A 22,614-nucleotide genomic window follows, 5' to 3' on the forward strand; every position below is an offset into this window, starting at 1 on the left:
ATGATCCGGAATTAGGTTCTATGGGATTAGCTGCTGTTTCTATTACATACCCGGTGACATTAGTCTTACTGGCATTTGCCTTAATGGTAGGTGTTGGAGGATCGACTCGTTTCTCCATTAGTCTGGGTAAAAAAGAAAATGAAAAAGCTAAATTCTTTTTAGGAAACGGAGTAACATTAGCTATCATGGCTGGACTGCTCTTTATGATTTTAGGGAACGTTTTTATCGAACCTATCTTACGTATCCTAGGTGCCAGCAGTGCTGTTCTGCCTTATGCTACAGATTACCTAAGCGTCATTTTATATGGTGCTGTCTTCCAAAGTGTCGCGATGGCCTTGAACAATTTTTCAAGAGCAGATGGAAATCCACGCAACTCCATGATCAGTATGATGATTGGTGCTGGATTTAATATCATTTTTGATTACATCTTTATCGTACAAATGGGTTGGGGTATGAAAGGAGCTGCTTATGCAACAATTGGTGGTCAATTTCTTTCGATGACTTGGCAACTTGCTTATTTCTTAGGACCTAAAGCCAATGTTCAATTGGCCATTCAAAATATGAAACTAAAGGCAGCTTATGTAAAAGACATTTTAACTACTGGCATACCAGCATTCTTACTTCAAATTGCTAATAGTGTACTGAATATTGTCATCAATGCCAGTTTAGTTGCATATGGCGGAGATATCGCCATATCCGTTGCGGGAATTATCACCAGTGCAACAACTATCATTATTATGATGGTTTCTGGGTTGATTCAAGGTCTGCAACCAATTATCAGTTACAATACAGGTGCGGATCGAACCGACCGTGTAAAAGAAGCGTTGAAAATAGCCAGCATTATTGGTGGAATCATCAGTACTATTGGTTTCTTGGTTTTTCAATTTTATCCTGAATTTGTCATTACCTTATTTAACCAAGAAACAGCCGTTGTTGACTTAGGTGTCAACGCTATTCGCATATGGACCGCTGCTTTCCCACTAGTTGGTATCCAAATTGTTTGGGCTAGTTACTTTCAAGCTGTCGGAAAAGTGCGATTGGCCAGCTTTTTAAATTTAGCCCGCCAAATCATCTTTTTGATTCCTTTAATTTTAATCCTGTCTCCTATTTTCGAACTTAATGGGATTTATGTATCTGTTCCGCTTGCTGAGGGATTGGCGTTTGTAGTTACCTTTATCTTTTTAAAAAGTCAGTTCAAAACAACTCAACACCCGCTTTAATCATACAAAAAGACTCGAGATAACTTCTTCAAGTTGTCTCGAGTCTTTTTTTGTATAGTTAGCTATGTCGCTGAAGCCGACCGGCAGTTTGCATGGTACAGTGGAGAGAAAATTTGGTTTCACTGTATCCTGCACAGGTCTTGCACAAACAAGTGACGCATGAACGTGGTCTCACTGTATCATGGAACCCGACTGCACGATACAGTGACGCAAAAAAAACAGTTCACTCTATCGTGCAATCCGAAAAGAGTGAACTATTTTTAGTTTTGATACCATTCTGGGCGTTCATCAAAGTAAAAGACACCAATACCGCCGATTCCAATGTGCGTTCCAAGCACTGCACCAATTCTAAATACTTGCGTTTGGCAATCTGGTAGTGCTTTTTTAATCATTGCTTCAACTTTCCTAGCTGTTTCTTCATCATCGCCATGACTAATGCCAATGGTTTGATCTTTAAAGTTGTCGGCCCCTTGTTTCACATCGTCAATTAGTTTCTTGTAGAGCTTTTTCTCCCCACGAACGAGTTTGCTCAATTGTATAAAGCCATCTTTGATTGTTAAATAAGGTTTGATATTCAGCGCTGTTCCTACGTAGCCAGCCGTTTTGTTCACACGTCCGCCTTTAACCAGCCAATCTAATTCTCTTAAGGTGAATTTATAGTGGACATGCTCGATATTCCATTCCATTTGGCTAACAACTTTTTCAAATGATTCACCAGCTTCAATCATTTTTAAAGCCTGCAGCGCAATCAAAGCTCCTCCGCCAGCTCCACCTCTTGAATCGATTAACGCAATTTTCCGCTCGGGGTTAGTCTTTTTGTATTCTTCAATGATCTGGTAAGCAAATTGATACGTTCCAGACATTTCTGATGAAAAAGTCAGATAAATCATATCTTCATTTTTTAGAATATTTTTATCTACTGCTTTCGTAAGAGATTCATACGAAATTTGAGACGTTTTTGGCACTACTCCTGAGCGCATCGCTTCGTAAACTGCGTCTACTGTTATTTCCTCACCATCCAAATACGTTTGATTTTCTAACGTTATGCTCAGAGGAATAACATCAAAATCATACTGCTGCTCCATTTCTAAGTTTTGATCACACGTTGTATCAATCATTAATTTTGTCAATTTTCTCTCACCTTATCTTCTTAAATTTACCAAACAACTTTTTTTATGCTAACCCTTATTTTGAATCAGGATAAGTTTTTTTAATGTAGTTAACGCTGTCTTGTACTAACTCTTTCAATACAGCTGGATCAATGTCAGAAACTTTTTTAATGTACAAACAACCTTTTCCCATTTTATGCTTACCTAATCGGCTAAGCTTTTCTTCTCTTATTTCGTCTTCTGGTTGAGAAAGATAAATACTGATTTGCGCTTTTCTAGGGGAAAAGCCAATTGGAGCAGCATCCCCTTCATGACCGCTTGCATATTTGTAATGATAGCGACCAAAACCAATAATGTTCGCTCCCCACATTTTAGGTTCATAACCTGTCTCTGCACTAAATAATTGAATCAACTGATGTGCATCTTGACGCTTCTTCTCGTCTTCAATTTCTTCTACAAATTTTGAAACATTTCCTGCTGTTTCTTGCAGTTTATTTTCAGCCATTTTAAAGCCCCCTCATTCGTCTTCCTTTTTATTTATTGTGCTGTTTTTTTCAGTTTTAGTGCCTCTTCAACAGTCAACGATTGAGTAAAATAGTTAGCACAGACTGAAACCAAATGTTGGAGAGGATCTGTTCCATAAATTTTTTGCGTCTTTTTCATTTGTCTTAAAAAGAGAGAATCATTATTTTTTAAGTCTTTATTCATTTTAGAGGAAACCGCTTTACTTATAGCTTTACTTATAATAGAAGAAACAAGTTAATCGGGTAAGTTGAGTGTCACATCATCAGCCATATGTGGCGATGGTCCATTCGTTAAAGCTGTAATTATCAAGTAACTCTTTCATTACCGTTTAGTCCTATTCTACCGTATTTCAATCCATTCGTAAAATCGGCAAAAAAGACATAAGAGATTTAACTTCTTATGCCTCTTCATTTGATACTTAAGCTTGCATTCCACTCATATCTGCATACATGACTTCCCATAGATGTCCGTCTAGATCTTTAAAACGGCGATAGTACATCATAGCTTCTTCTTCGTCACTTAATTTAGTTGTTTTGTCTACTGCTCCATTGTTAATAGCTTTGGTCAATAATTCATCAACTACTTCTTTTGATTCCACTTGGATAGCAATAATCACTTCATTTTCCTTTGAAGTATCGGCTATTCCCAGATGGGTAAAACTCGTAAAAAATGCTTCTGTTAACAGCATCACAAAAATTGATTCATTAATAATTAAGCTCGCACCTTTGTCATCTTTGAAATTTTCATCGAACTCAAATCCAAGTGCACTAAAAAAAGCAATCGATTTCGTAAGATCCTTAACCGGTAAATTCATATATATCGCTTGCACTCCAACCGTCATTTCTCACACCTCCTTTGTTTGGATAATTTATTCATTATCAGTATACTCGTAATATTGCTCTTTTACCAAACAGCTGTTTTGCATATTTCCTTGGTCTATTACCATAAGCTAGGCGTTTTGTTTGATTATTTGGCAGCAAAAGCTTATGCTTAAATCACTCATTACCTATTAACTGGCACAAAAGAACCCATTAGTTCTGTGCTTATAAAGGAGAAAACACTATGATTGATCAAGATATTACAATTGTTTCAGCTACAGATGACGGATTTGTGCCTCATTTAGCGACATTATTTTTATCGATTTTAAAAACAAAAAAAGACGAAACAAAGATCAACTTTTATGTGATCGACGACAATATATCTTTGACCTCTAAAGATGCTCTAAACCGCATGATAAATGAATACAATGCTTCGATAAGCTATTTGCAAATTGATACGCTCAAATTTGAAGATATGGTAGAAAGCGACCGTATTCCTAAAACGGCTTACTTCAGAATTGCGATTCCTAACTACCTTAAACATACCGTTATTAAACGAGCTATTTATTTGGATTGCGATATCATTGCTAAGGAAGATATTGAAAATATTTGGAACATCGATTTAGGTGACAACTTATTAGCAGCCGTTGAAGATGCTGGTTTCCATGCCCGATTAGATGCAATGGAAATTGACGCTGAGTCAAATACTTATTTTAATTCTGGTATGATGATTATTGATGTTGAAAAGTGGCGCGCAGAAAAGATATCTGAGCAAGTGCTAAAATTTGCTACTGAAAATTCAGATGAGTTAAGATTCCACGACCAAGATGCGCTGAATGCTATTTTGCATGACCGCTGGTTGGTTCTTCATCCTAGATGGAATGCACAAGCCTACATTATCACGAAAGAAAAAAAACACCCAACTAAAATTGGGAACCTAGAATACACAGAAGCTCGTAATGAACCCGCTTTGATTCACTATAGCGGTCATGTCAAACCATGGCAAAGTGAGTCGGATCACCCTTTCCGTGATGAGTATTTAAATGTTCGAGCTGAAACGCCCTTTCCTATGGAAGAGGACTAAAATTAAAAGAGGAACAAAGGACGGTTAGATTCCTTTGTTCCTCTTTTTGATTGTTCAAATATTTCTACTAAACTCATCAATTATTGTTAATCCTCATGGTAGTTACAATTGGATTAAGCACGTTCCGTATGCGTAAATTTATAGAACTTAAATGGGGTTTATGTAACATACGGACATTATTTGTAAAATTTTATCGTACTATCCTCAGAGTTCTATTCGTTCAATGGAATGGATTTCAACTTCTCCGTTGTCTTCAATCTCTTGGATTACTTGATCCAATATTTGTTGGCTCAACTTACGATTGTTGCTCACTACAGCTATTCCCAATACACCTTGGTTCAACGTATCTTGAGCTTCAACTTCAGAAATACTGACATTGAACTTATTTTGAGATTTTTTAATAATGCTCTTTATTACACTGCGTTTATCTTTTAACGAATAAGAGTTGTAAATGAGAAATGATACTTTCATACCCAAGATAATCATAGTTAGTCTCCTTTACTTCGCACCGTTAGTCTCAATGTATTATTTAAAATATGGTTTTAGAGCTACTAACTCTTCTGCATGTAAGGGACGGTAAGATCCCAGCGACAATGTTTTATCTAACTGCAAAGGACCCATTGAAAGTCGTTTCAGGTAAATAACTTTTTTCCCAACAGATAAAAACATCTTTTTCACTTGATGAAATTTGCCTTCGCTAATTTCCAATAACACTCTGCTTTCAGTGTCACTTTGACTAAGAATGGTCAACTGAGCTGGCTTGCATATGACACCTCCGTCAAAAACAATGCCCGCCGTGAAGGCTAATTGGTCGTCATCTGTTACTCGTTCATTGACCACGACTTCATAGCATTTAGTCACTTCTTTTTTTGGAATCAACAATTGATAACCCAATTGTCCATTATTGGTCAACAGAAGCAATCCTTCTGTGTCTTTATCTAAACGTCCCACTGGAAATAAACCTGGCACGCGTTGTGAAGGTTCAATTAAATCAATAACTGTCTGATTCACCGCATCGGACACTGCACTAACCACGCCTGCTGGCTTATGCAACATATAATAGACATGTGGCTGGTAATCGATAGGTACTCCAGCAACGGTCACTTCTTGCAATTGCGGATCTACATTAAGACTATCCACCATAATCGTCTGGCCGTTCACTTGAACTTGCTTGCTTTTGAGTAGTCGTTTGACTGTACGGCGTGAACCAAACCCTGTTTCAAATAATAATTTATCTAACCGCATCCTCTTGCTCCTTCTACTTCTTCTGTATCGCAACTTCTTCTTATGTTTTATAGCTATAGAATACGGTACAACCCCTTAGCTTGTCAATGTGCAAAATTAATTAACTAAACGGTTTTTTACGGTCTTTTTTTGGGATTGCTTGATAGAGTGAGCTGGTTTTTCTGCTTCACTGTAACATGCAACCTACTTCCATGATACAGTGACAACAATTTAACTCGTCACTTGTTCGTGCAACGCTTTTCCATGTTACAGTGGAGCCCAATGCCCCCTCCACTGTAACGTGCACATTACTTTCAAATGAAATGCAGCCTAAAAAAATAGGAATCAAGACAATAAATGCCTCAATACCCATTTAGTAGTGCATCTGTTAATTGTTTAGTTGAGTTCTTAGTTTTTTTGAAAATAAGGCTCGTCTAGTAGAATGGTTTTTTCATTTAGATTCAGAGTTGCTTTTATTCCATAAGGCAATGCACATCTTGGATAAGCATGACCGAAATTAACATTATACAAAATTGGCAACTTTTCATCGTCTATTACATTTAGATAGATATTCTTATACTCTTCGTAGTAAGCTTCATCTTGTGGTTTACCAATGATCAATCCGTTGATGACAGAAAAAATCCCGTTTTCTTTTAAGGTTTCCAACATCTTCTTTAATACACCAGGAGTCGGTTTTTCTTCACTGGTTTCTAGAAATAAAATTTTTCCTTTCCATTCATTTATTGAAGGAAAGAGTTGATATTTTTTACAAATTTCTGCTTCATCTGGATACCGTTCTCCAACTAATAGATCACAGAAACTTTCTATGCACCCACCCAGCAATGAACCTGAAAAGACTCCAGTTCCTTGTAAAACCTCATAGCCATGCTTTTCAGTATGTTGCACACGCTGTTTTCCTAAGGCTTTTTTGGAGAAATCACTCCGCTCTTCATACCAGAATGGGCTTGAATAGATTTCTTTTTGTTCATGACCTTTTAAATAACTTTGTAAAGTCTTTTTTGTATAAGGCAATAATTCAGTAGCCAATTCTGCGATGTCTGTAATAAAACTAGGTCCGTAAAAGGAAACCATTCCTAATTTGTAAAACATCAAATGGTTGATCGTCGAATCAGAAAAGCCAGTAAATAATTTTGAATTTTCTTGAACATTATGTATAAACGCTGTATCTTCAAATAGGTACGGCAGTAAACGGTAGGTATCGTCGCCTCCAATCGCTGCTATTATCCCTTTAATCGTTGTATCTTGAAAAGCGTCTTTAAGATCTTGGGCTCGCGCCTCTGGATGATCTCTTAGATACTCTGTTCCTTTAAGTGTATTTGTCATAAAAACAGCTTCTAACCCTAATTCTTCTAACCGTTTTGTTCCTAAATTAAGTTGGTGGGCACAGGATTCTTCACCTAGAATCCCGCTTGAAAGGCTTATTACGGCTACTTTGTCTCCCTTTTTTAGAGCATGGGGTTTTCTCATGAGTTCCCTCCTAGAAATTTTGTTTGCACTAGTGCTGCTATCAAAATAATTTCAATCTATATCATAAAGATATGAAATCACTTTAGACACAATAAAAAAGTAACCACAATAAAGTATTAAAAAATAGCTCCAAGAATAAATATCAGGGCCTACGGTTAAAAAATCTAATTGTGGCATATGACTTTGCGTAATAGTCGTTAACAGAAGAGACAAGATCACTCTTAAAATTAATAGTATAGAATCTACAAATTCTTCAATCATTTTACACCTCTATATTAGTATACTCTCATTATAAAATTAGTCTTAGTAATAAACCAACTATAAATTTCTTTTTTTTTTTTCAATTCGTCTAATTTCTTCACCATCTATTTTTTTCTTCTTAGTAAATAAACTATTTTGTAGACCAACTTCCTATCCAACAAAAAAGAATCAGAAGTACTCGAACCTGATTAAAATTTTAATACTGTTCACTAATCATTAATACAAAAAAATAGTATTCCCATCCATACTAATAGAGCTAGCTATTCCCTTTTTCCTTAGTTGATTAATCATATGCTACTCTCTCCTAGCTGACAGTTTTCTTATTACCTATATTTCAGATAACCATTATGCATCTTATTTTTTTGACCGTTTATTAAATTTTGAATGAGCCTTTATTTCTACAAATCTGATTTGCGAAGTAGGCAATAGCCAATCAGGATTAATATATATCCTAATCCAATTTTTTGGGTTAATACTTCAAAAATTGCGATACCAAAAATTAAAGTAGCTGAAATTTGATACCCTTGAGATTTTGTTATTCTTTTCACCTTAAACTCCTCCATAAACAATTATAAAAATTCCCTCTTACAAAATTATCTATGAAATTGCTGAATATAAAAAGCACTTATTCGTTTACACGTTAGCAACCATCAGTTGCGCCTTTGCTGTAGCAACGTTTGTAGCCTTTTTAAAGTTAAATTGTTTTTCATCAAAATTGACTAACTATTTTAGAAATCCTTTATTGATGTTTTTATGTCTAGTAATCTAACTAGAGTATTCTCTAACCTTCAATATTATTTAAACTCTTTTCTGACCTTATAAAGTAAAAACAACCCATCCTTTAGAATGAGTTGTTCAGATATACTTGCTTGCTTCTCTTATGCTTAGGTTACTCATTTCACCAGAGTGCTTGTTAATGAAGCTTCTTACCCATTCAGGATTTACTTTGGAATAATCTCGCAAGCTCCAGCCAATTGCCTTATTGATAAAGAACTCATCGCTTCCAAAATTGTTCGTAATAATCTCTTCTAACAATTCTGTTTTTGTTTTTTCTTTTCTGCCAAGTTGATGGTTGATTGCCAATCTTCTTACCCAAAAGTCTTCATCTTCAGACCATTCCAACATTAAACTGTCGACCCTGCTATTTCTAAGACCTATATTTCCAATAATCTTATTAAAAAAATCAATCGTATCCCACCATTGTTTTACTTTAATATAGTTCGTTATTTTGGGTATATCCTCATAAGTAAGATAATTATTCAAAGCAATCAAATAATCCAACACCAAATAGTGCAACTCTCTATGCTCATCTTCATAACATTTATCAAGAAAATTCCAGTCAATAGTCTTAGTCATTTTCTCTTCTTTGATAAATGATTTATAAACTTCTTTTCTTATTGGAGATGGTACACCATAAAAACGAAACTGATTTCTCATATACTTTTCCATCGATTCAGCCTTAGCTTTATCTTCAATTTGTTCAAATTGATCTTTTATAAACAAATATTTATCCATAAGACTATCCTCTCAATCATTTTGTATTCATTATAAATAGTATAAATCATTTGATTTCCATTCACAATAAATAGCTTGATGTTTAAAACTTACTAGCAAATCCGTCTATTCCATAAAAAATTCCTATTAAATCATTAAAAAGATTTAGTAAGAAAAAAACACCCCATTCGTTAGAATGGAGTGTTCAGCAATTTAATATTTAGTCACGAACTAGTAATGCAACACTTTCCACATGAGTGGTTTGAGGGAAAAGATCTACAGGTTGAACTTTTTTAACTGTATATCCGCCTTCTGTAAGTAAAGCTAAGTCACGTGCTAATGTTGCTGGGTTACAACTCACGTAAACCATTTTTGTTGGTTTCATTGCAATAACGGCTTCAGTAAATTCTTTTTCAAGACCTTTACGAGGAGGGTCAACAACTAATAAGTCAGCTGTGCGTCCTTCTTCACTCCATTGAACCATAACTTCTTCAGCAGCACCTGCTTCAAATGTTACATTTTCAATATTGTTTAGTTCCGCATTTGCTTTAGCATTTACTACTGCTGGCTCAATTATTTCAATTCCATAAACATGTTTAGCATTTTTAGCTAATGTTAATGCAATCGTACCAATTCCACTATAAGCATCAATAACGGTTTCTTCACCTGTTAATTCAGCGAAATCTAAAACGGTTTGATACAATTTTTCTGTTTGTTGTGGATTCACTTGGTAGAATGAACGATGAGAAATCTCAAACGTGTTACCTAACAATGTGTCTTTGTATTTGTCTTCGCCATATAAAACAATAGCATCATCACCCATAATTACGTTCGTATGTTTAGGGTTAACGTTTTGTACAATGCTGACAACTTCTGGAATGGCTTCAATAATATCTGGAATGATTTTGCTTGTTGGGAACAATTTAGCTGTTCTCGTTACTAATACAATCATAATTTCCCCAGTGTAATAACCACGACGAACGATAATGTGACGCAAGTTCCCAGTGTTTTCATTTTCGTTGTATGGTTTAACACCATATTCACGCATGATATCACGGACTGCAATAATCGTTTCATCAATTTTAGGATCTTGGATGTAGAAGTTTTCCATTGGAATGACTTCATGACTATTTTTACGGAAAAAGCCCGTTGTCAATTTATCGTTGATTTTACGTACGGGTATTTGCGCTTTGTTACGGTAACCTGATGGATTAGCCATCCCAATCGTGTCATATACCGGTACTTCTGGTAATTTTGCAATACGTTGCATACTGTTCATAACTTGTTGTTTTTTAAAGTTTAATTGTGCTGGGTATCTCATGTGTTGCAACGGCGTAATCCCTACACGCGTATAATTTTCATCTTGAATGACTACACGGTCTTCACTTGAGTTCAAACGGTTCATTACTTTTGCATAACCAAAAGATTTCCCAGTTTTGTGAATTTTCACTTCAACTTGTTCACCAGGTAAAGCATTTTCAATAAATAATGAATAGCCTTGGATTCTTGCTACCCCCATACCCTCATGTGTTAAGTCTTCAATTTTAACGGTGTGTTTTTCATTCTTTTTAACTGGTACTACTTTATCTATTTTCATAAAAAAATCTCCCTTCAATGACCTTGTTTAGTGTCTTATGTTTGAATAATCTGCAATTGACTATTCTTCGTCAGTTAGTACGCCAGATATTTGATACTTTCTATCATCCACTTAACTGGGAGTGTTCCTGACTCGACCGGCTAAAACAGGATGGGAATAAAATACGTTGTTATCTAATGAGTCTAATCTACCTAATAATAGAACCTTTTTAGCTATCTGAAAAGGTTTCTTCCAGTTCTCACAATTTCGAAATAGAGTACTGACTTACAATTATACAAGAAAAGCTGTTTTAATTCAAAGTTTTTTCTTTATTTCTCATTTGCTTCTTTTTTTGACGAATAAACTTCACCGTCTCCATTAATATCGCTGTTGGTCAATTCTTCAACCTCTTTGATAAAAGCATCTTCTACATCTTCAGCAGCTGCATCTTTTTGTTCCACTGCTTTTTGGAGATCAGCTGTGGATGCAATGATTTCAATGTGTTGATGCAAGTTTGTAAACGTAACCGGTGCATCGCCACCGTATTCGCCATCCAAGTTGATCATCATTTTAGAGAAGTCGCCGGAACGGGCAACTATTTTGCTTGTTTTTTTGTAAATGATTTTTGAATTCGTAATATGCTTTCCGCCATTTAAGACTTGAGCTACTAAATACATCATATCTGCCAAATTAGATGTTTTTACGATAATAAGTGTGAATTTCCCATCATCCAATAAAGCATCTGGGGCAATCTGTTCAAATCCACCGATGGAATTGGTCAAAGCTACTAAAAACATGGTAGCTTCTCCTTCAAATATGCCATCATCGTATTCAATATGCATGGGGATTGGTTTAATCCGTGGCAACATTTCCGCGCCTTTAACAAAGTAGGCTAAGTACCCAAAGACTGATTTTAATTGTGACGGAACATCGTACGTTAATTCGGTCAGCATGCCACCGCCGCCGATGTTTATGAAGTAAGACAAATTTTCTCCCATTACAGCTTCGCCCACATCCATGAAGAACGATTGATCTTTTTGAATAATTTTTGCAGCTTCTACTAAATTGTTTCTCGGAATGTGTAAAGCTCTAGCGTAATCATTTGTTGTTCCAGCAGGGATGATAGCCAACTTTGGTCTTTTGTCCAATCCAGCTATTCCGTTTACGACTTCATTAATTGTTCCGTCTCCGCCTGCTGCCACTATCAAATCAAAGCCAGCTTTTGCAGCTCTTTCAGCTTCAAATTGAGCAGAATGCGGTTTCGGTGTTGTCGCATATGCACTCGTTTCGTATCCTGCATCTTCATAAACTTGTAAGATTTCGACTAGATTTTTTTTCACCATTTCACGACCCGAAGTGGGATTATAAATCACTCTTGCTCGCATAAAATTACTCCTTTACTATCACTCCAATTTTTAGCGTTTGCTCAATTCATCATTCAATAACTTGTTGACGACTCCTGGGTTAGCTTGTCCTTTAGTGGCTTTCATGATTTGTCCAACTAAGAAACCGACAGCACGGTCTTTTCCATTTTTAAAATCTTCAATGGATTGTTCATTTTTATCTAAGATATCATTGATAATCGGTAACAGTTTAGCTGGATCGCTTAATTGTACCCATCCATTAGCTTCAACGACTCCTTGAGCGTCTCCACCTTTTAGAATCAATTCGCGGAATACTTTCTTCGCTATTTTCGAACTGATGGTTCCATCGGCAATCAAATTGATCATGCCAGCTAAGTTTTCAGTTGTTAATTGAGTATCATGCAATTCAAGTTTTTCACTGTTCAAGTAAGCTGAAACTTCACCCATTAACCAGTTAGAAGCTTGTTTTGCATCTGCTCCATTGGCTAGTGTACCTTCAAAGAAATCAGACATTTCTTTTGTCGCAGTTAAAACCATTGCATCATATTCCGGCAATCCCAGTTCACTGATGTACCGAATACGGCGATCTTTCGGCATTTCTGGAATTGTTTCTTTCACACGATCAATCCATTTTTGATCAATGACAATATTTGGTAGATCCGGTTCTGGGAAATAACGGTAATCGCTTGAACCTTCTTTGACACGCATCAAAAGAGTGTCTCCAGTCGCTTCATCGTACCGTCTAGTTTCTTGTTGAATCACTCCGCCAGATAAAAGAACTTTTTCTTGGCGTTTTTCTTCAAAAGCTAATCCGCGACGAACAAAGTTAAATGAATTCAAGTTTTTCAATTCTGTTTTTGTCCCAAATTTTTCTTGCCCAATTGGACGAATTGAAATATTTGCATCACAACGCATTGAACCTTCTTCCATTTTCACATCACTAACGCCTGTGTATTGAATAATTTGCTTGATTGCTTCTAAATAGGCGTAGGCTTCTTCAGGTGAGCGCATATCGGCTTCTGATACAATTTCAATCAATGGTGTTCCTTGACGGTTTAAGTCCACGTAAGAATAGCCATCTGTCCCGTGAGTGTTTTTCCCAGCATCTTCTTCCAAATGAACGCGTTCGATACGGATTTTCTTTTTCTTACCTTCAACTTCAACTTCAATCCAGCCGTCATGTCCAATCGGTTGGTCAAATTGCGAGATTTGATAAGCTTTTGGATTATCCGGGTAAAAATAGTTTTTACGGTCGAATTTGGTATCCGTTGAGATTTCACAGTTTAACGCTAAAGCAGCTTTCATTCCAAATTCAATCGCGCCTTTATTGATAACGGGTAAAACTCCTGGATAACCCCAGTCGATAACGTTTGTATTTGTGTTCGGTTCTGCACCAAAATGAGCTGGAGCAGGTGAGAACATTTTTGAGTCGGTTTTTAATTCTACGTGGACTTCAAGTCCGATTACTGTTTCAAAGTTCATATCGATTCTCTCCTCCTACAAATTTGGTTTTTCTTTATGGAAATCAGTCGCTTGTTCAAAGGCATAAGCTGCTTTATAAATTGTTTGTTCATCGAAATGTTTCCCAATCAATTGCAAACCAACTGGCAGGTCATTTGAAAAACCACAAGGAATAGAAATAGCTGGTACGCCTGCTAAATTAACTGGTACTGTTAAGATATCGCTTAGGTACATCGCAATTGGATCATCAATTTGCTCACCGATTCCAAAGGCTGTAGTCGGTGTTGTTGGTCCTAAAATCAAATCATACTCTTTAAACACATTATCAAAGTCTTGTCTGATCAACGTTCTGGTTTGTCCAGCTTTTTTAAAGTGAGCGTCATAAAACCCTGAACTTAATGAGAATGTTCCAAGCATGATACGGCGTTTAACTTCCATTCCAAAACCTTCTGTACGTGATTTAACGAAAACTTCTTCAAGTGTTTTAGCTTCTGTTGAACGGTACCCATAGCGAACGCCGTCAAACCGTTGCAAGTTTGACGAAGCCTCTGAAGACGCGATGATATAGTAAGCTGGCACACCGTATTTTGAATGCGGTAAGCTAACTTCTTCAACAATTGCCCCTAATGATTTGAACGTTTCGATAGCTTTAAGAACCGCTTCTTTAACGCCTACTTCTAAGCCTTTTTCATTCAAGTATTCTGTTGGAACACCAATTTTCATTCCTTTAACGCCTGCTTCAATACCCGCAGTGAAATCTGGAACAGCTCCTTCATAACTCATAGAGTCATTCGCATCATGTCCGCTAATAGCATTCAGAACTAATGCGTTATCTTTAACTGTACGCGTAAATGGTCCAATTTGGTCTAAACTTGATCCAAAAGCAATCAATCCAAAACGTGATACACGGCCATAAGTTGGTTTCATCCCAACGATACCAGTAAAGGCTGCTGGTTGACGGATTGATCCACCCGTATCCGTACCTAAAGACACTGGTATTTGACCAGCTGCAACTGCGGCAGCAGAGCCGCCTGAAGAACCACCAGGGACTTTATCAAGATTCCAAGGATTACGTGTTTTTTTGTAATAAGACGTTTCAGTACTTCCGCCCATCGCAAATTCATCCATATTCAATTTCCCAACTGGAATCATAGTTGCTTCTTTTATTTTTTTCGTAACCGTCGCGTCATAAATTGGAATAAAATCTTCCAAAATCTTACTAGCCGCGGTCGTACGTGTACCATCTGTGATGATGTTGTCTTTGATTCCAATCGGTATACCTGAAAGCACATTTGTTGAATCAATGCCTTCTTCATCTACTTTGCGTGCTTGTTCAAGAGCTTCTTCTTCTGTTAATGTAATAAACGCACCAATTTTTTCTTCTGTTTCATTAATGCGAGCAAATACAGCTTTAACTACTTCTTGAGCTGTCACTTCTTTTTTGACAAGCATGTCATGCAATTCTTCGACTGTATAGTTAGTGATATTCATATTATGCGCCTGCCTCCCCATTTTCCATTATTGCAGGAACTTTAATTAAGCCATCTTTTTCAGTTTTAACGTTTTTAAACAGCAATTCGCGGTCTGTTCCTGGAACGGCTTTGTCCTCACGCATCACGTTGTAAGTACGTAAACCATGAACTGTTACCGGTACATTTTCAGTATCTAGTTCATCTAATTGTTCAACCATATCTATGATTGCATCCATTTGTTTTGTAAACTGAGCAATGCCTTTATCGCTAATTTCTAGTTTTGCTAATTTTGCGACGTGTTTTACGTCCTCTTCAGTAATAGCCATCGGTTTGTTCACTCGCTTTCTTTGAATAATTTATCTTAGTTCAAACTCCCTTACTATAATACCATAAACCACTTATCTGCTGTACGTTGAATTTACTTTGCTTAAAAATAAATGAAAGTCTATTTATTAAAAAACAAAAAAATATGACCTGTGCTAATCTATTCACTTAATCCTACTAGTTTGATATGATAGCTGCGAGGTGGATAAATTGGAAATAACCATTCGTAAAAGAACACTAGGAACTATACCGTTATTGGAAGTCGTCCCAAGGAAGAAGCGAAATGATCTATTGCCGCTGATTGTTTATTATCATGGCTGGCAATCATCAAAAGAATTAAATTTGACGCAAGCACGCTATTTAGCCCAGCAAGGATTCCGCGTTTTGTTGCCTGATGCTATGAATCACGGAGCGAGAAAACAGCCCGTTTCAAAAATTCCTTCTTTAACTTTTTGGCAAAGTATTCAAACGAATTTATTTGAATTCGGTTTTATTATTGATTATTTTCGTAAAATCGGATTTGTGGATGACGTGATTGGGGTTGGTGGAACATCGATGGGCGGCATTACGACATGTGCCTTATTGACCCATCATCCTGAAATTAAAGCAGCAGCTTGTGTGATGGGTTCGCCCAAATTACTGGCTTACCAAGAACGAATTGTGGAGCATGCTGCAAAATTAAAGCGCTACTTGCCACAAGACTATTATGACTTATTGAACTGGATCCCAAATTATGATTTATCGCTACGCCCTGAAACTTTGCAAGGCCGACCTTTATTCATTTGGCATGGAAAACAAGACCAAATTGTACCGTACCAACATGTTGCTGATTTTGCAGAGGAACAAAAAAATCTGTCAAATATCTACTTTACAGACGAAGACGAAGTTCATTTGGTAAAAACAAACACAATGCGAGAAGTAACGTCATTTTTTGTTCATGAATTGATGTAAAAAAAATGTGGCTAGGGAATATTATCCTAGCCGCATTTTTTGTTTTATTGTGTTAATTTTTTAATCTCGCATGTACCTCTATTTCTTAAACATAGCGTCTTCTATTTTGACTGGAACCCATGTACCGGTTGCTTTAGCAATGAGCTTTCCAGTTGCTTTGTCTGTGACAGATGCTTCGACAATAATTAACTGCTTTCCAGGCTTGATTACTTGGGCTGTGGCAATTAGTTCATCTGCAACTGCTGGTCGAAGGAAATGCATGGTCAACTCAGAAGTCACAACTTGGTAATTTTCCGGTACAATCGTGACTGCTGCTGCTCCTCCGGCCGAATCAGCCAACGTCGTAACCACTCCGCCGTGAAAGTATCCTAAATGTTGCGTCAACCATTCTTCTCTCTTCAAAGAAAGGACAGCTTTTCCTGTCTCAATATGTTCCAACTTTCCGCCAAGTGCCTTTAAAAAGGATTGGTTTTCATTTTTTCTTTTTTCATAAGTTTGATCCATAAAAATAACCTACTTTCATGATGGTAATTTTGTCCATTGCTTACTAATTTTTTTCAAATAAAAATCAGGTGATTCACCCACGGAATTTGCTGCTTCAGAAATACTCTTGTATCTCCTCAAAACATTATCAGTTGGTAGTGTGGCAAATCCAAAGATACCAAGGATACCGTTAATTATTTCTTCTGACACTGCCATAGCTTTAAATTTTAATTGGGTTACTTCTATTGTTTGAAGTTCTGCTTGCTGAAGTATGAAGAAAAAATAATGTTCAGTGACTTCTAATTCCGTTTTATATTGAGCAAATTGTTGTCGGATGTAAGGTGCATCCATGAAACGTTGTCCGAAACGATTCGTTTCTAGCGCGTGCTCAAGTCCTTGATCAAATACAGCTCGTGTACTACCCAACAACAATGAGGCTAATAAAAGATTCCAAAAATCAAGAACTTGATTGAATACTTTGTATTGGTTTTGTAGACTGCCTAAAAATTGATCTTCTCCCACCGTTAAATTTTTCATCGTAAGAGTAGCCGTACGTAAAGGACTTTCGCTTTTTTTACTTTCATCATAATTAACCGTAATACCGCGCATATTCTTTTCTAATAAAAACAGCCCATACTGGTCTTCTGCTTGAAAAGGAACATCAATCTTCCCAAGCATAAGAAAAAGATCAGCGTCCTCAGTACAGACAACGTCTTCTTTTACTCCATTAATTACCCAACGCTCCTTTTTCCTACGTGCAACCGTTTGCATTCTTTTGAGTTCAAAACCCGATTCTAGTTCTTTACTGGCAAAAGTCGCAAATAAATTTCCTTCTATTAGTTTAGCTAAGTACATTTCTTTTTGTCTATCCGTCGTAGAAAATTTTAAGGTTAGGATTCCAAATAAAATTTTACTCATAAAATAGCACGCTAAAGTAGGAAAGTACTGTGAAAGAGTGTAAATAAATTCGCCTAATGCTGGTATTGTTTCTTCAGCGATTTCCTTTTCAGCAATTTCTTTATACAATCCTTTTTCTTTAAAATAATGTTCCCATTTTCGAAAATCCTCAGAGGTATATGGACGAGCAATCGTGTCTTTCGCTATTTCTTGACCGAGGTACCCTTTGAGATCTTCTGTGCAAGAATTAATGATATTCACATTCAACGCTCCTGTTCTCATCTTGAAAATTCCTTAGTAAAAGAATCATAAACAAATTTTTCGATTGGATTGTATTTTTTCTTTACCGGGAAACAGACTACAGGTGTGTAATCAATGGGATCATGAAAGTGTTTTTCTACTACCCCAATATTGTCTAAGTAATTGTAATACTTTTTAAAACTGGCAGTCGGGAGTAACGCTATCAGAGTCGTGCGCGTCGTCGCTTCGACCATATAATCCCATGAATCAGAGGTAATCAATACTTTTGCATGAGACTTCATTTTTTTCAATTTATCCATCACCATTGTATGAGTCGCAAAACCTTTATTAAAGGTGGCCACATATTGATTGTCCAACATCCTCCAATTCAACTTCTCTTCTTTAGCCAATGGATGATTTGGGTGCATAAAAGCTGTTATTTCAGACAATGCCAATACATGTTTTTCAAATTTGTCTTTATGCAATTTAGTTGAGTCAACCAAAACAGCAGCATGAATGCGATTCTCATTCAGCATTGTTACGAGTTCATCGTTGTTTGCTTCAATAATTTCAATCTTGATTCCTGGATTCGTCATCATAAATTCGGGAATAAACTTGGTGAAAAAAAGACGCAGGATAATAGTCGATATGCCAAGACGAACTATTCCTTCTTGAATTTGAGCTTCTTGCCGCAACATTTCATGGAGATTTTCATGTTTCCCAACAATTTCTAAAGCTTGATCATACAGTTTTTCTCCACTAGTCGTTAGTCCAGTCAACCGGCCATTTTTTCGATGGAAAAGCTGCAAACTTTCTTCTTTTTCAAAGTTAATGATAAACTGACTCAATGCTGATTGTGTAACATGAATATTTTGTGCTGCTAATGTCAGATTTAAATTTGCATCTACGATAGCAATGAAATAATTAAGTTGTGCAATATCTAATTTCATATTCTCCTCCTCACAAAAATTCGTATATAAGTGAGTGAACGAGTCACCTGTACAACTTAATTATACATCAAATTAAATACTCCCACATTAAGAATTCTTAATTAATGTGGGAGTAAAAACACTCAATTTTTATTTAAATCAATTTTACCTCAAATATTCAAAAATTCCTGCTGCTCCCATTCCCATTCCAATACACATAGTAACCATACCATATTTGGTCTCAGGACGTTTTGCCATTTCACCCAATAGTTTGGCGGTCAAAATCGCTCCCGTTGCACCTAATGGATGTCCTAATGCAATTCCACCGCCGTTAACATTCACGATGTCACGGTTCATGCCTAGTTCATTCATTGAAGCAATCGCTTGAGCTGCGAACGCTTCGTTGAATTCAATCAAGTCGATATCATCCAATTTCAAGCCCGCTAATTCTAAAGCTTTAGGTACTGCGTAGACTGGACCAATTCCCATATATTTAGGGTCAACACCCGCAATATTAAAGGAAACGAAACGCGCAATGGGTTTGATGCCCAATTCTTTGACTTTGTCACCAGACATTAGAATCACAAACCCAGCTCCATCACTAACTTGAGAAGACGTACCTGCTGTTACGCTACCGTCTGCTTTAAAAACAGTACGCAATTTGCCTAAAACTTCTTTAGTTGTATTTGGACGAATGCCTTCATCTTGATCAAATAGTTCAGTCGTCACTTCAACTTCATCACCAGTCGTTTTCACACGGTGAATTTCTACTGGAATAATTTCTTCTTCAAAGCGGCCTTCTGTTTGAGCTTTATAGGCTTTTTGATGACTTTCTACACCAAATTGATCTTGCTCTTCTCTTGACACATGGTATTTTTCAGCAATATTTTCAGCTGTCATGCCCATTGGGATACCGATCTTTGGTCCGTTTTCTTGTAAATACGGGCTATTTGTCGGTTCGCTTCCACCCATTTGAGTAGAACTCATGAATTCAATCCCACCTGCTGCCAATACATCTGCTTGACCTGCCATAATTGCATTTGCTGCAGTAGCAATGGTTTGAAGCCCTGAAGAACAGAATCGGTTTACTGTTTGTCCACCTACTTTTGTGGAAAGTCCACTTCTAAGAGCGATGGTACGTGCAATATTGTTTCCTTGGAGACCTTCTGGCGTTGAACACCCCACAATGACATCTTCAATCAAAGCAGGATCAAAGTCACCTTCTACTTTTTCAATAACGCCTTTTAAAACTTGTGCAGCAATATCTTCAGGTCTATCGTAAAAATAAGCCCCATCTTTTTTACCTCTTGCTACAGCTGATCTTCCATATGCTACGATATAAGCTTCTTGCATTATACTCCAATCCTTTCTGCGTACTCGGAAAAATCATCCTACTTTTTCTCCATAGTATAAGTTTAATTTCTTAATGGTCTCTTTTTCTCTAGCATGTATACGATGCGTTCATACGTTTTTTCATTCTTACTCAATGTGACAAAGTTGTCTTCTGAGAGTTTTTGAAGCCATTTTTGATTGGCTTTAGTCCCTAAAGGAACATTTCCACCTGCTAATACATCTGCGATAGCTGCCGTGACGACTCCATCATATTTAGAAGCAAAATGTCCATCAACGAGCGAATCAATTTGTGCAGCTGCAACAGCTTTAAAGTCGCTTCCAAGCACTTCGTATTCAACTAAGTTGTTTGGAATATAATTGTAAGCTGCTTTCAGTTTTAACATCTGCAATGCTGCTTCAAATACAAGCTCTTCATTTTGAATAATCATATCGGTTTCTTTCAAGAATCCAATTTTTTGGGCTTCATAAGCACTCATCGTTACATGTCCCATTGAAACTTTCGTCAAAATGTCGCCCAATTGACGCAATTTATCGGCTCTTGATACATCCTGACGGTACACGCGGTCAGCTAGTTCAGCTAAACCTCCACCTCCAGGAATCAAACCAACACCTGGTTCGACTAATCCAATATATGATTCAGCAGCAGCCACTACAAATGGTGAAGCCATCACTAATTCTGCTCCGCCACCAAGTGCTCTTCCTTTTACAGCTGTCACAATTGGCTTAGCTGCAAATTTCATGCGTCTAACGGCTTCATGGAATAGTTCAGATCCATTACGGGTTTCAGTGTCAACCATATTTTGGTCAATAGCCATTTTCATGTAATATAGATTTGCACCAACACTAAATTGTGGGCCATCTGAGTAAAGCAGTAACCCTTTGTAATCTTCGTTTTCCAATACATCAACAGCTTTAACAATATCGCCTTCGAATTCAATAGTAATTGTATTGTTTGGTGTTCTCATTGCTAGCATTAAGAAGTTGTCTTCAGTTGCGAACAGTTCTGAATCTTCTGTTTTCCATACTTGTTTATGAGCAAAATCTTCTGGCTTAGACGCTGGACTGATGCTTTGACCTTTTTGGTAGAAAGGTTCATTGCGCTCCTTAATCCATTCTGGCAATTCGCCTAATTCTTTTGCCATTCTGTCTTTTACTCTATCTAGCCCCATCATATCCCACAATTGGAACGGTCCAACTTTCCAGTTGTAGCCCCAGACCATAGCACGGTCTATATTGATGTAGTCATTCGTTGCTTTGGGAACATTGATGGCTGAGTAATACATCAAGTTACGTAGCGTTTCCCATAAGAAAATGCCGACTTTATCTTCAGATTCAAAAATTGTTGTTAAATTTTTTGTCAAATCACGACCAAATTCATTTAAAATAGCTAATTCAACTGGTTTGGGTTCAACATACGTTTCACTTTCTACATCAAATACCAAGCGTTTTCGACCGTCTTTTTTGTAGAAACCTTGTTTCGTTTTATCTCCTAAATTGCCCAGTGCAACCATCTTCTCAACCAATTTGGGCATTTTGAAGTAGGCAGCTTCTTCTGGATTAGCCATCATTGTTTTTGTTACAAAGTAACCAATATCGATTCCTACCATGTCTAACAATCTGAAGGTTCCTGTCTTAGGACGTCCAAGTACTTGTCCTGTAAGAGCATCGACCTCAGTGATAGATAAACCAAGTTGTTCTGCGCGATACGCAATATCAGAAGCAGAATAAGTTCCAATTCTATTAGCAACAAATCCACTCACATCGTTGGCATCAACAGCCCCTTTACCTAAAACGGTGGAAATAAAAGTTTTCAAATTCTCTACTACAACAGGATTAGTTGCTTTATGAGGAATAATCTCAACTAGCTTCATGTAACGCGGTGGATTGAAGAAATGAACGCCTACAAATCTTGTTTTTGCTTCTGCTGGAAGTGGTTTTGCAATAGCACCGATTGGAATACTAGACGTATTGGTAGCAAGAATCGCATCTTCTTTCGCAATTTGAGATACTTTTTGCCATAGTCCATGTTTAATATCCAATTTTTCAGTAACGGCTTCAATAAAGATATCTGAGTTGTCACCTACTTTTAAGTCATCTTCAAAGTTGCCATATGTTAGATTTTTACTCCATTTAGCATCGTATAACATACTTTTTTTAGGGTGAGTAATTCTATCGTATGCCCCTTTACTCAATTTATTTTTATCTTCTTTATCCAATACAATATCTAAAAGCTTAACTTTCAAACCCGCGTTAACTAGTAAGGCTGCAATTTGAGCGCCCATTGTTCCCGCGCCTAAGACTGTTGCTTTTTTTATATTCATTCCAATACCTCCAAAACTAA

At 36.9% G+C, this 22,614-nt stretch carries 23 protein-coding genes; 3 read left to right on the forward strand and 20 right to left on the reverse strand.

The window, feature by feature from the left end; translation table 11 throughout:
- Positions 1 to 1,220 (forward strand): MATE family efflux transporter (locus CAT7_RS00005; RefSeq protein ID WP_007720520.1); only part of this gene is annotated, 1,220 nt, incomplete at its 5' end.
- Positions 1,221 to 1,480: 260 nt separating this feature from the next.
- On the opposite strand, the gene CAT7_RS00010 is transcribed toward CAT7_RS00005, so the two are convergent.
- The 4 genes from CAT7_RS00010 to CAT7_RS00020 all read right to left on the reverse strand — a co-directional run bounded on the left by CAT7_RS00010 (position 1,481) and on the right by CAT7_RS00020 (position 3,695).
- Positions 1,481 to 2,350, reverse strand: a complete 870-nt coding sequence (locus tag CAT7_RS00010; RefSeq protein ID WP_007720524.1) for a DegV family protein — start codon at positions 2,348 to 2,350, stop codon at positions 1,481 to 1,483.
- Positions 2,351 to 2,405: 55 nt separating this feature from the next.
- Positions 2,406 to 2,834 carry a DUF1801 domain-containing protein gene (locus tag CAT7_RS00015; protein WP_007720527.1) on the reverse strand — a complete coding sequence of 143 codons (429 nt, stop codon included), beginning with the start codon at positions 2,832 to 2,834 and terminating at the stop codon, positions 2,406 to 2,408.
- 32 nt (positions 2,835 to 2,866) lie between these two features.
- The gene (locus CAT7_RS12225; RefSeq protein ID WP_007720535.1) at positions 2,867 to 3,037 is read right to left on the reverse strand and encodes a hypothetical protein; all 171 of its coding nucleotides are present in this window, start codon (positions 3,035 to 3,037) and stop codon (positions 2,867 to 2,869) included.
- A 235-nt stretch (positions 3,038 to 3,272) separates the two neighbouring features.
- Complete coding sequence (locus CAT7_RS00020) at positions 3,273 to 3,695, reverse strand: VOC family protein (RefSeq protein WP_007720539.1); 423 nt, start codon at positions 3,693 to 3,695, stop codon at positions 3,273 to 3,275.
- A gap of 221 nt (positions 3,696 to 3,916) precedes the next feature.
- On the opposite strand from CAT7_RS00020, the gene CAT7_RS00025 reads away from it, so the two are divergent.
- Positions 3,917 to 4,756 (forward strand): glycosyltransferase family 8 protein, encoded by an 840-nt coding sequence (locus tag CAT7_RS00025; RefSeq protein WP_007720541.1) that lies wholly within the window; start codon positions 3,917 to 3,919, stop codon positions 4,754 to 4,756.
- A gap of 204 nt (positions 4,757 to 4,960) precedes the next feature.
- Here the strand turns inward: CAT7_RS00025 and CAT7_RS00030 are convergent, their stop codons facing one another.
- From CAT7_RS00030 to gatC, 11 genes are all read right to left on the reverse strand, one after another.
- Positions 4,961 to 5,242, reverse strand: a complete 282-nt coding sequence (locus tag CAT7_RS00030; protein ID WP_007720544.1) for a DUF503 domain-containing protein — start codon at positions 5,240 to 5,242, stop codon at positions 4,961 to 4,963.
- Positions 5,243 to 5,281: 39 nt separating this feature from the next.
- A complete protein-coding gene (locus CAT7_RS00035) occupies positions 5,282 to 6,001 on the reverse strand; it encodes a pseudouridine synthase (protein ID WP_007720547.1) in 720 nt (239 codons plus the stop codon).
- A 387-nt stretch (positions 6,002 to 6,388) separates the two neighbouring features.
- Positions 6,389 to 7,468, reverse strand: a complete 1,080-nt coding sequence (locus tag CAT7_RS00040; RefSeq protein WP_007720550.1) for a S66 family peptidase — start codon at positions 7,466 to 7,468, stop codon at positions 6,389 to 6,391.
- A gap of 51 nt (positions 7,469 to 7,519) precedes the next feature.
- Positions 7,520 to 7,729: a hypothetical protein gene (locus tag CAT7_RS00045; RefSeq protein WP_007720554.1), complete on the reverse strand. Its 210-nt coding sequence runs from the start codon at positions 7,727 to 7,729 to the stop codon at positions 7,520 to 7,522.
- 398 nt (positions 7,730 to 8,127) lie between these two features.
- On the reverse strand, positions 8,128 to 8,277 hold the full coding sequence (locus CAT7_RS12345; protein ID WP_007720557.1) for a hypothetical protein: 150 nt from the start codon (positions 8,275 to 8,277) through the stop codon (positions 8,128 to 8,130).
- 307 nt (positions 8,278 to 8,584) lie between these two features.
- Positions 8,585 to 9,244: a DNA alkylation repair protein gene (locus tag CAT7_RS00050; RefSeq protein WP_007720559.1), complete on the reverse strand. Its 660-nt coding sequence runs from the start codon at positions 9,242 to 9,244 to the stop codon at positions 8,585 to 8,587.
- Positions 9,245 to 9,443: 199 nt separating this feature from the next.
- Positions 9,444 to 10,820: a 23S rRNA (uracil(1939)-C(5))-methyltransferase RlmD gene (rlmD, locus tag CAT7_RS00055; protein WP_007720561.1), complete on the reverse strand. Its 1,377-nt coding sequence runs from the start codon at positions 10,818 to 10,820 to the stop codon at positions 9,444 to 9,446.
- Positions 10,821 to 11,128: 308 nt separating this feature from the next.
- Positions 11,129 to 12,184 carry a diacylglycerol kinase gene (locus CAT7_RS00060; RefSeq protein ID WP_007720562.1) on the reverse strand — a complete coding sequence of 352 codons (1,056 nt, stop codon included), beginning with the start codon at positions 12,182 to 12,184 and terminating at the stop codon, positions 11,129 to 11,131.
- A gap of 30 nt (positions 12,185 to 12,214) precedes the next feature.
- On the reverse strand, positions 12,215 to 13,645 hold the full coding sequence (gene gatB / locus CAT7_RS00065) for an Asp-tRNA(Asn)/Glu-tRNA(Gln) amidotransferase subunit GatB (protein ID WP_007720564.1): 1,431 nt from the start codon (positions 13,643 to 13,645) through the stop codon (positions 12,215 to 12,217).
- Positions 13,646 to 13,660: 15 nt separating this feature from the next.
- On the reverse strand, positions 13,661 to 15,115 hold the full coding sequence (gatA, locus tag CAT7_RS00070) for an Asp-tRNA(Asn)/Glu-tRNA(Gln) amidotransferase subunit GatA (RefSeq protein ID WP_007720567.1): 1,455 nt from the start codon (positions 15,113 to 15,115) through the stop codon (positions 13,661 to 13,663).
- A gap of 1 nt (position 15,116) precedes the next feature.
- Positions 15,117 to 15,422, reverse strand: a complete 306-nt coding sequence (gene gatC, locus CAT7_RS00075) for an Asp-tRNA(Asn)/Glu-tRNA(Gln) amidotransferase subunit GatC (RefSeq protein WP_007720571.1) — start codon at positions 15,420 to 15,422, stop codon at positions 15,117 to 15,119.
- 208 nt (positions 15,423 to 15,630) lie between these two features.
- Between gatC and CAT7_RS00080 the strand changes: the two genes are divergently transcribed.
- Entirely contained in the window at positions 15,631 to 16,371 is a 741-nt protein-coding gene (locus CAT7_RS00080; RefSeq protein WP_007720574.1) for an alpha/beta fold hydrolase, read from the forward strand.
- A 78-nt stretch (positions 16,372 to 16,449) separates the two neighbouring features.
- On the opposite strand, the gene CAT7_RS00085 is transcribed toward CAT7_RS00080, so the two are convergent.
- The 5 genes from CAT7_RS00085 to fadB all read right to left on the reverse strand — a co-directional run bounded on the left by CAT7_RS00085 (position 16,450) and on the right by fadB (position 22,594).
- Positions 16,450 to 16,875 (reverse strand): PaaI family thioesterase, encoded by a 426-nt coding sequence (locus CAT7_RS00085; RefSeq protein ID WP_007720576.1) that lies wholly within the window; start codon positions 16,873 to 16,875, stop codon positions 16,450 to 16,452.
- A gap of 15 nt (positions 16,876 to 16,890) precedes the next feature.
- The gene (locus CAT7_RS00090) at positions 16,891 to 18,012 is read right to left on the reverse strand and encodes an acyl-CoA dehydrogenase family protein (protein ID WP_232208094.1); all 1,122 of its coding nucleotides are present in this window, start codon (positions 18,010 to 18,012) and stop codon (positions 16,891 to 16,893) included.
- Positions 18,013 to 18,029: 17 nt separating this feature from the next.
- Positions 18,030 to 18,941, reverse strand: coding sequence for a LysR family transcriptional regulator (locus tag CAT7_RS00095; RefSeq protein ID WP_007720581.1), 912 nt, complete (start codon positions 18,939 to 18,941; stop codon positions 18,030 to 18,032).
- Between the two features lie 144 nt (positions 18,942 to 19,085).
- Positions 19,086 to 20,273: a thiolase family protein gene (locus tag CAT7_RS00100; RefSeq protein WP_007720584.1), complete on the reverse strand. Its 1,188-nt coding sequence runs from the start codon at positions 20,271 to 20,273 to the stop codon at positions 19,086 to 19,088.
- A 62-nt stretch (positions 20,274 to 20,335) separates the two neighbouring features.
- Positions 20,336 to 22,594, reverse strand: a complete 2,259-nt coding sequence (gene fadB / locus CAT7_RS00105; protein ID WP_007720587.1) for a 3-hydroxyacyl-CoA dehydrogenase/crotonase FadB — start codon at positions 22,592 to 22,594, stop codon at positions 20,336 to 20,338.
- Positions 22,595 to 22,614: the final 20 nt, after the last annotated feature.

It is taken from the genome of Carnobacterium sp. AT7, from assembly GCF_000171855.1.
In the GTDB taxonomy this organism is placed as follows: Bacteria; Bacillota; Bacilli; order Lactobacillales; family Carnobacteriaceae; genus Carnobacterium_B; species Carnobacterium_B jeotgali.

Coding starts and splice junctions, on each gene's coding strand:
- gatC (WP_007720571.1), bottom strand. CDS start 15,422: ATGGCTATTACTGAAGAGGACGTAAAACACGTCGCAAAATTAGCAAAA.
- gatB (WP_007720564.1), bottom strand. CDS start 13,645: ATGAACTTTGAAACAGTAATCGGACTTGAAGTCCACGTAGAATTAAAA.
- CAT7_RS00030 (WP_007720544.1), bottom strand. CDS start 5,242: ATGATTATCTTGGGTATGAAAGTATCATTTCTCATTTACAACTCTTAT.
- CAT7_RS00045 (WP_007720554.1), bottom strand. CDS start 7,729: ATGATTGAAGAATTTGTAGATTCTATACTATTAATTTTAAGAGTGATC.
- fadB (WP_007720587.1), bottom strand. CDS start 22,594: ATGAATATAAAAAAAGCAACAGTCTTAGGCGCGGGAACAATGGGCGCT.
- gatA (WP_007720567.1), bottom strand. CDS start 15,115: ATGAATATCACTAACTATACAGTCGAAGAATTGCATGACATGCTTGTC.
- CAT7_RS00040 (WP_007720550.1), bottom strand. CDS start 7,468: ATGAGAAAACCCCATGCTCTAAAAAAGGGAGACAAAGTAGCCGTAATA.
- CAT7_RS00015 (WP_007720527.1), bottom strand. CDS start 2,834: ATGGCTGAAAATAAACTGCAAGAAACAGCAGGAAATGTTTCAAAATTT.
- CAT7_RS00020 (WP_007720539.1), bottom strand. CDS start 3,695: ATGACGGTTGGAGTGCAAGCGATATATATGAATTTACCGGTTAAGGAT.
- CAT7_RS00035 (WP_007720547.1), bottom strand. CDS start 6,001: ATGCGGTTAGATAAATTATTATTTGAAACAGGGTTTGGTTCACGCCGT.
- CAT7_RS00100 (WP_007720584.1), bottom strand. CDS start 20,273: ATGCAAGAAGCTTATATCGTAGCATATGGAAGATCAGCTGTAGCAAGA.
- CAT7_RS12225 (WP_007720535.1), bottom strand. CDS start 3,037: ATGAATAAAGACTTAAAAAATAATGATTCTCTCTTTTTAAGACAAATG.
- CAT7_RS00050 (WP_007720559.1), bottom strand. CDS start 9,244: ATGGATAAATATTTGTTTATAAAAGATCAATTTGAACAAATTGAAGAT.
- CAT7_RS00095 (WP_007720581.1), bottom strand. CDS start 18,941: ATGAAATTAGATATTGCACAACTTAATTATTTCATTGCTATCGTAGAT.
- rlmD (WP_007720561.1), bottom strand. CDS start 10,820: ATGAAAATAGATAAAGTAGTACCAGTTAAAAAGAATGAAAAACACACC.
- CAT7_RS00060 (WP_007720562.1), bottom strand. CDS start 12,184: ATGCGAGCAAGAGTGATTTATAATCCCACTTCGGGTCGTGAAATGGTG.
- CAT7_RS00025 (WP_007720541.1), top strand. CDS start 3,917: ATGATTGATCAAGATATTACAATTGTTTCAGCTACAGATGACGGATTT.
- CAT7_RS00085 (WP_007720576.1), bottom strand. CDS start 16,875: ATGGATCAAACTTATGAAAAAAGAAAAAATGAAAACCAATCCTTTTTA.